Here is a 7,405-nt window from a genome sequence, read left to right as displayed (position 1 = left end):
TCAGCAGTGTGTTGAAAAATGACTTTTCTGATGCCTCGAGTATACCTGTTTAAACGGAATCCGTATGATTCTCACCCCTCTTCTATTGCACCGCCGCCCGCGCCTAAGCTGCGCCCCATGTGGTGCGCGCCGTGTGGGTGAAACTCCTGCTGGCCTTTATCCCCACCAGCCTGCTGCTGGCATGGGTCTTTCACGCCCCATCCCTGTGGATTTTTGCCGCCTCGGTGATCGCGATCATTCCGCTGGCGGACCTGCTGCGGCAGGGCACCGAACAGATCGCGGCGCGGGCCGGGCAGACCATCGGCGGGCTGCTGAACGTGACCTTCCGCAATCTGGCCGAGCTGATCATCGCCATCTTCGTGCTGCTGCTGGCGCTGGCCTTCTTCTTCGTCACCCTCAGGATGGAAGGTGAGGCGGCCATCCGGCTCCCATTTGCTGCGCCGAGCGCCCCGGCGTCCAGCCTTCCTGTCCACGCCCGGCCCCCGAGACTCTAAACTCGCGCCCATGAGCCATCCGTTTACCCCCGAACGTCCGCTGCGCATCGCCGTGATTGGCAGCGGCCCCAGCGGCGTGTATGCCGCTGAGGCGCTGATCAAGCAGACGCAGATTCCCGCCGAAGTGGATGTGTTCGACCGCCTGCCCACCCCCTACGGTCTGGTGCGCTACGGCGTCGCCCCGGACCACCTGACCATCAAGAGTGTGACCAGGGGCTTCGAGAAGACCTTCAGCGACCCGCGCGTGCGTTTTCTGGGCAACGTGGAATTCGGCAAGGACCTGACCCACGATGACCTGAAGGCCCACTACGACGCCATCATGTACACCGTGGGGGCCAGCGGGGACCGCCGCCTGGGCATTCCCGGCGAGGACCTGAGCGGCTCCATGAGCGCCACTGAATTCGTGGCGTGGTACAACGGCCACCCCGACGCCGCCGCCCGCGAGATGGTGCTCTCTGCCACCGGCGTCGCGGTGGTGGGCGTGGGCAACGTGGCGCTGGACGTCAGCCGCATCCTGCTCAAGACGGTGGAGGAACTCCGGGAGTCCGACATTGCCCCGCACGCGCTGGAGGTGCTGGAAGGCAGCCCGGTGACGGACGTGTGGATCCTTGGACGGCGCGGCGCGGCCCAGGCCAAGTTCACCACCAAGGAACTGCGCGAATTCGGCGAGCTGTCCGACGCCGCCCCGGTGGTCCGGCCCGAGGAGGTGGCGGTTGACCAGGACGCCGAGGCCGCCCTCACCGACAACGTGGTAAAGAAGAATCTGGAAGTGATCCGCGACTTTTCCAGCCGCCCGCCACAGCCCAAGCCGCGCCGCGTTCACCTGCGCTTTCTGGTGTCCCCGGTAGAAATCCTGGGAGATGAGCAGGGTAACGTCTCGGGCCTGAAAATCGAGCGCAACACGCTGGACGACGCCGGCAATGCGGTGGGCACCGGCGAAACTGAGGTGCTGCCGGTGCAGCTGGTGCTGCGCTCGGTGGGCTACCGGGGTGTGGCGCTGCCGGGCGTGCCCTTTGACGAGAAACGCGGCGTGATTCCCAACACGGAGGGGCGTGTAGAGGGCCGCGCGGGCGAGTACACCTCCGGCTGGATCAAGCGCGGCCCCAGCGGCGTGATCGGCACCAACCGCAAGGACGCCACCGACACCGTGGCCGGGCTGATTGCCGACGCCGGGGCCGGGGCACTGCCTGCCGCCGAACACGCCACCCGCGCCGACATCGACACCCTGTTGCAGGAACGCGGTGTGGACGTGTATACCTTCGCCGACTGGCAGGCGCTGGACACCCACGAGCAGGCGCAGGGCAAGGCCCAGGGCCGCCCCCGCGCTAAGGTGGTCCACAGGCACGAGATGCTGGGCCACCGCCGCAAGTAGGGCCCCTGGCAGCAGCGGACAGGCATTCGCCTCCGCCCGCTTTGCCATACTTTTTTCTGATGACGCCGCAGCATTCCGACATTCTGGTGATTGGCGCCGGTCCCGCGGGGCTTCACGCGGCCTTTTACGCGGCGTGGCGCGGGCTGAGCGTGCGCGTACTGGAAGCGCGGGCCGAGGCAGGCGGCCAGCTGGGGGCCCTGTACCCCGATAAACGCGTGTACGACGTGCCGGGCTTGCCGGGTGCGCGGGCGGCGGAGGTGATTCAGCACCTGCTGCGGCAACTAGACGGGCTGGACACGGAGGTGCGCGTGAACACGGTGGCCCGCAGCCTGAAACGGGCCGGGAGTGGCTGGCGTGTCGGGACGGACCAGGGCAGCTTCACGGCAGGCGCGGTGATCCTGGCGGCAGGTCTGGGGGCGCTGTTGCCCCGCGCAGCCCGCGTTCCCGGCGTGGACTCGCACCCCGACGTGAGAACAGACCTCCCCGATCCCGCCGGGCTGGGTGGGCGGCGGGTGCTGATCGTGGGCGGCGTGCCGCAGGCGGCGCGGGCGGCGCTGGACCTGCTGGAAGCCGGGGCAACAGTCACCCTGACCCACAGCCGGGCCCTGTTCCGGGGCGATCCCGCATCACTGGCGCGGCTGGAAACGGCGAGGGCGGCCGGGCAGCTGGAGGTCCTGGCCCCGGCCCGCCTGCTGGGGCTCACGCCGCACGGGGCCCAGCTGGAAGTGAACAGCGAGCGGCGTACGGCCGGGGCCGACACGGTCCTGATTCTGGGCGGCTACCTGCCGGACCTCTCCCCCGTTCAGGCGTGGCCGCTGGACTGGCGCGGCGAGTACGTCCCGGACGGCCCCGGCGGGTGCACCGCCCTGGACGGCGTGTGGGCGGTGGGCGACGTGGCGCAGTCAGGCGGCGAGTTCAAGCTGATCTCGCTGGCCTTCGCGCAGGCCGCCGTCGCCGCCAACCACGCCGCCCATCACGTCCAGCCCGAACTGCGGGTCAGGCCCGGACACAGCAGCGAGAAACGCTGACAGACGGGTGAGGCGGCCCACAGGGGAGGCTAGGACCGCTGTCCCAGCCCCTGCTCCGCACCCTGCACGCCCGCCGCCTCCAGCAGCCCCACCAGCCCCAGCGAGAAGCCGTCGTTCAGCCTCGCCCACTCCGGCGGAAAGGGCTGGGTCCGGGTCACGTCGTTGGGCACGACCACCAGCCGCAGGCCAGCGGCGACCGCGGCCAGTCCCCCATTCAGGCTGTCCTCCACCGCCAGACACTCCCCGGCGCGCAGGCCCAGGCGCTGGGTGGCCAGCACGTACAGTTCCGGGTCCGGCTTGACGCGCCGCACGTCGTCGCGCGTGCACAGCACCGTGAACAGGTTCAGCAGGCCGTGCTGCTCCAGCCAGCGCGTCACCCAGCGGCGGTCACTGCTGGTGGCCAGGGCCAGCGGGAACCCGGCAGCGTGCAGCCCTTCCAGCACCGCGCGCACGCCGGGGCGCAGGTCCTGCTCGCCGATGTCGGCCACGATCCGGGCGTGCAGGTCCGCGTGAACGTTCTCGCGGTCCGCCTGCACCTCGTCGGGCAGCCCGGCCCAGGGATCGAAGGCATCCCAGGTGCCGATGCCGCGCTGCCAGTCGGTCAGCGCCAGCTCGCGCCCATGCTGCCGGTACAGCTGCTGCCAGTGCCAGAACTCGCGGGTCTCGGTGTCCAGAATGGTGCCGTCGAAATCGAAGACGACGGCGCGGGGGGCGTCAGCCGGAAGAAGTTCGGAAGGCAGCATGTGCCGCAGTCTAATCGGGAAGTGCGGCGCGGAAGTTGACCGCCCGCCAGGATCGCAGCCCGAATGTCGGCCCGCTGCGCCGTGACCTTGCCCGGTGACCGGACCGCCGCCATCCGGCGAGGACACCGCCGCTGCAGAGCCCACAGAGCAGTTACTGACATCGTGAAGCATTTAACCTACAGTAAAGCGGTGCAGGAGCTGACCCATTCCCAGGAGCTGGAGTCCCGGACGCCACTGGCTGAACGGGGCGGCGTCCGGAGCGAGGCGGCGCGGTGGCGTGGTCAGCCGGTGTTCGTCAAGACCCTGATGGTCGATGACCCTGATGCCCGCGCCCGTTTTCACCATGAGGGCCGGGTGGCCGCCTCGCTGAGCCATCCGGGGATCGTGCCGCTGCTGGCGTCCTCCCCCACCCAGCTGCTGTTTCCGTTCATCGAGGGCGGCACCCTGCGCGAGCGGCTGGAAGGTGGTCCCCTGAGCGTGGAGCAGGCCACCGAGGTCACGCTGGGCCTGCTGTTCGGCGTGATGTACCTGCACGGCCAGGGCGTGACCCACCAGGACCTGAAGCCGGAAAACGTGCTGCTTGCGGGCGGGCGGGCAGGCCGGGACGCCGTGAGAATCATCGATTTCGGCATGAGCCACGCCCGGCACCTGCCACTGGACATCCACAGCGGCACGCGCATGGGCACGCCGCATTTCATGGCCCCCGAGCAGTTCTACGGCATGCGCGGCGACGCCCGCAGCGACCTGTACTCGCTGGGGGTGCTGCTGTTCGACTGTCTGGCGGGCATGCCCCCCTACCAGGACGCCCTGGGCTGGCTGGCGGGCATCCACACCAACCGCGCCGAGCTGCCCGGCCCGGACGCGCTGCACCCTCTGCTGCGCTGCGCGCTGGCGCGTGACCCGGCCCAGCGTCCCCACAGCGCCCCCGCCATGTTGCGCCTGCTGTGTCTGGCCCGCCAGGAGCTGGGCCTGTCCGCCCTGAGTTGCGCCGAGGTGGCCGAACTGGGTGCGCTGGCCGGTGGTCCCCTTGCTGGGTCCGGTTTTCCGGGGGACGGCGGCGGCCCTTGACCCTGCTGGCCTTTACCGGCAACCGCTTTCTGGCGGAAGAGGCCCTGCGCGAGACGCTGACCAGCCGCGGGCTGAATCCGCGTGAGCTGCCCCGGCTGGGCGGCGACGACGTGACGGCACAGACGCTGGGGCCGCACCTGTCGCCGGGCCTGTTCGGCGACGGCGGCGTGATCGTGGATCTGGACGGCGTCAAGCCCGACAAGGCGCTGATGGAACTGCTGGCGGGCGCCGCCGTGACCGTCGCCGTGCTGGACGAGTCGGCGCCGGCAGGCCGCGTCAAGCTGTATCAGACGCGCGGCGAGCAGATCGTCTCTGCTGCGCCCAGCAAACCCGGCGAGGTGGCGGGCTGGGTGGTGCAGTACGCCAGAAAGCAGAAGATACCGCTGGACCGCGACGCCGCCGCCTATCTGGCCGAGGTGTTCGGGGCCGATCTGGCCGGCATTGCCAGTGAGCTGACCAAGCTGGCGCTGCTGCCGGGACCGCACACCCGCGACGCCGTGCAGCGCGTGGTGGGCCGCGAGCCGCCCGGCGACAGCTTCGCCATGCTGGGCGCGGCGACGGCGGGCCGCCCCGGCGAGGCGGTGGGGCAACTGCGCCGCCTGCTGGCCTCCGGCGAGGACCCCTTCAAGCTGATGGGGGCGGTGGTGTGGCAGTACAGCCTGGTGGCCCGCTGCGTGGCCCTGTTGCAGGAGGAAGGCCGCGTGACCGAGGCGGCGGCGGCCCAGCGCCTGGGCGTCAAGCCGTACCCGGCCAAGAAGGCGCTGGACGTGGCCCGCAGGCTCAACGAGGCAAAGATCCGCACCCACCTCGCCCGCATCCTGGACGCCGATCTGGCGATGAAACGCGGGCTGGACGCCGGAACCACGCTGGAACGGCTGATCGTGCAGCTGAGCGTGTAGCCGTCCCCGCCTCAGATCTCGATGTTGTTTAACATGGTCTGCGCCACCCCGGCGGCGCAGCGTCCGGCCACGTCGGGCCGGAAGTACAGGTTCAGGCCGCTGTCCTGCACGCCCTTGAAGCTCAGCGCCCGGCAGGCGCTCAGTGCCACGTCGTAGCTGGCGTCGGGCTGGGGCAAGGCCGCGAACTGCACGGGAATTGTCACCTCGAAGTTGGAATCGGGAATGTACCAGCCCCGCTGCTGATCTCGCCGGACACCCGGTAGGTCACCACCCGCACCTCGCCGCCGCACTTGCCGGCCGTCAGATCGGTCTGTTCCGGGCGCGCCGTGTCCAGGACGAACGTGCCTGACCGGGTCACGCTGGCGGGCTCGTTGTCGCCGAAGGTCTCGTCGTCGGTGATGTCCATTCTGACGCTGTGTGCAATCCTATTCTGCATCCTTCCCCGCCTCCCTGGGGCCCTGGGGCCAGTTGCCCCGGCAGCCCCCTGGTTGTACCGGGCCGCCCATGACCAGAGCGTGATCGGCACAAAGGGACACGCAGTGGGCGGCGGGACACACCCTTCACCTGTCAGAATGGTAGATTGAACCCAGTCTAATTTTGCCCCCGTGCCTTCTCAATTCCCCGATCTTTTGCCCAAGGAGTGTCCCGCATGGATTTCACCCTGAATGATGAGCAGCGCCAGCTGCAGCAGCTTGCCCGCGACTTTGCCCGCAAGGAAATCATCCCGATTGCCGCCGAGTATGATCGCCGTGAAGAGCTGCCGTGGCAGGTTGTGGAAAAGGCCTTCGAGGTCGGACTGCTGAACCCCACCATTCCCGAGCACGCGGGCGGCCTGGGCCTGGGCATGTTCGATGAGTGCCTGATCGGTGAGGAGCTGGCCTACGGCTGCATGGGCATCTACACCGTGCTGATGGCCTCCGAACTGGGCATTGCGCCCATATTGATCGGCGGCACCGAGGAGCAGCAGGCCCGCTTCCTGGGGCCGCTGACCGAGAAGGCCGGGCTGGCTGCCTTTGCCCTGTCCGAACCTGGCAACGGTTCGGACGCGGCGGGCATGGCGACCGTGGCGCGTGACGACGGCGACGCCTGGATCCTGAACGGCACCAAGATGTGGATCAGCAACGGCGGCGTGGCCGAGTTCAACGTGGTGTTCGCCACGACGGATAAAAACGGTGGTCACAAGGCCACCGTGGCCCTGGTGGTCCCCAAGGACGCCCCCGGCTTCAGCCACCACAAGATCGGGCACAAGATGGGCCAGCGTGCCAGCCTGACCAGCGAACTGGTGTTCGAGGACGTGCGCGTGCCCAAGGAAAACCAGCTGGGCGGCCTGGGCGACGGCTTCAAGATCGCCATGAAGACCCTGGACAAGACCCGCATTCCGGTGGCGGCCGGGTCCGTGGGCATTGCCCGCCGCGCGATGGAAGAGAGCATCAAGTACGCCAAGGAGCGCGAGGCCTTCGGCAAGCCCATCACCGAATTCCAGGCCATTCAGTTCAAGCTGGCCGAGATGGCGATGGGGATTGAAACGGGCCGCCTGATGTACCAGAAGGCCGCGTGGCTGGTGGATCAGGGAATGCCGCACGGCTTCGAGAGCGCGATTGCCAAGGCGTACTGCTCGGAAATGGCCTTCAGCGCCGCCAACGAGGGGATTCAGGTTCACGGCGGCTACGGCTACGTGGGCGAGTACCCGGTGGAAAAACTGCTGCGTGACGTGAAGCTCAACATGATCTACGAGGGCACCAACGAGATCCAGCGCGTGGTGATTGCGCGCAACCTGCTGAAGTAGGCGCCCCCTGCCCCA

Annotated in this window: 9 protein-coding genes; 6 read left to right on the top strand and 3 right to left on the bottom strand. The window is 68.7% G+C overall.

All coding sequences use genetic code 11. The features are described from left to right. Positions 1-131: 131 nt before the first annotated feature. The 3 genes from IEY31_RS06820 to IEY31_RS06810 are packed head-to-tail and all read left to right on the top strand — an operon-like array spanning position 132 to position 2,894. Entirely contained in the window at positions 132-494 is a 363-nt protein-coding gene (locus tag IEY31_RS06820; RefSeq protein ID WP_188970271.1) for a hypothetical protein, read from the top strand. 10 nt (positions 495-504) lie between these two features. Then, on the top strand, positions 505-1,866 hold the full coding sequence (locus IEY31_RS06815) for an FAD-dependent oxidoreductase (RefSeq protein ID WP_188970270.1): 1,362 nt from the start codon (positions 505-507) through the stop codon (positions 1,864-1,866). A gap of 59 nt (positions 1,867-1,925) precedes the next feature. Beyond that, positions 1,926-2,894, top strand: coding sequence for an NAD(P)/FAD-dependent oxidoreductase (locus IEY31_RS06810; RefSeq protein ID WP_188970269.1), 969 nt, complete (start codon positions 1,926-1,928; stop codon positions 2,892-2,894). A 29-nt stretch (positions 2,895-2,923) separates the two neighbouring features. On the opposite strand, the gene IEY31_RS06805 is transcribed toward IEY31_RS06810, so the two are convergent. After that, a complete protein-coding gene (locus tag IEY31_RS06805; RefSeq protein ID WP_188970268.1) occupies positions 2,924-3,637 on the bottom strand; it encodes an HAD family hydrolase in 714 nt (237 codons plus the stop codon). A 162-nt stretch (positions 3,638-3,799) separates the two neighbouring features. Here IEY31_RS06805 and IEY31_RS06800 point away from each other — a divergent pair, with 162 nt between their 5' ends. Together IEY31_RS06800 and holA are read left to right on the top strand one after the other, a co-directional pair. Beyond that, a complete protein-coding gene (locus IEY31_RS06800; protein ID WP_229723374.1) occupies positions 3,800-4,705 on the top strand; it encodes a serine/threonine-protein kinase in 906 nt (301 codons plus the stop codon). Beyond that, the gene (gene holA / locus IEY31_RS06795) at positions 4,702-5,604 is read left to right on the top strand and encodes a DNA polymerase III subunit delta (protein WP_188970264.1); all 903 of its coding nucleotides are present in this window, start codon (positions 4,702-4,704) and stop codon (positions 5,602-5,604) included. The genes IEY31_RS06800 and holA overlap by 4 nt, the downstream gene beginning before the upstream one ends. 11 nt (positions 5,605-5,615) lie before the next feature. On the opposite strand, the gene IEY31_RS06790 is transcribed toward holA, so the two are convergent. Continuing rightward, positions 5,616-5,795: a hypothetical protein gene (locus IEY31_RS06790; protein ID WP_188970262.1), complete on the bottom strand. Its 180-nt coding sequence runs from the start codon at positions 5,793-5,795 to the stop codon at positions 5,616-5,618. A gap of 8 nt (positions 5,796-5,803) precedes the next feature. Next, complete coding sequence (locus tag IEY31_RS06785; protein ID WP_188970260.1) at positions 5,804-6,040, bottom strand: hypothetical protein; 237 nt, start codon at positions 6,038-6,040, stop codon at positions 5,804-5,806. 213 nt (positions 6,041-6,253) lie between these two features. Here IEY31_RS06785 and IEY31_RS06780 point away from each other — a divergent pair, with 213 nt between their 5' ends. Continuing rightward, positions 6,254-7,390 carry an acyl-CoA dehydrogenase family protein gene (locus IEY31_RS06780; protein WP_188970258.1) on the top strand — a complete coding sequence of 379 codons (1,137 nt, stop codon included), beginning with the start codon at positions 6,254-6,256 and terminating at the stop codon, positions 7,388-7,390. Positions 7,391-7,405 lie beyond the last annotated feature (15 nt).

The organism is Deinococcus aerolatus, from assembly GCF_014647055.1.
GTDB lineage: Bacteria > Deinococcota > Deinococci > Deinococcales > Deinococcaceae > Deinococcus > Deinococcus aerolatus.
The sequence above is the reverse complement of the archived record's forward strand: the minus strand, read 5'-3'. Positions and strand labels throughout refer to the sequence as shown.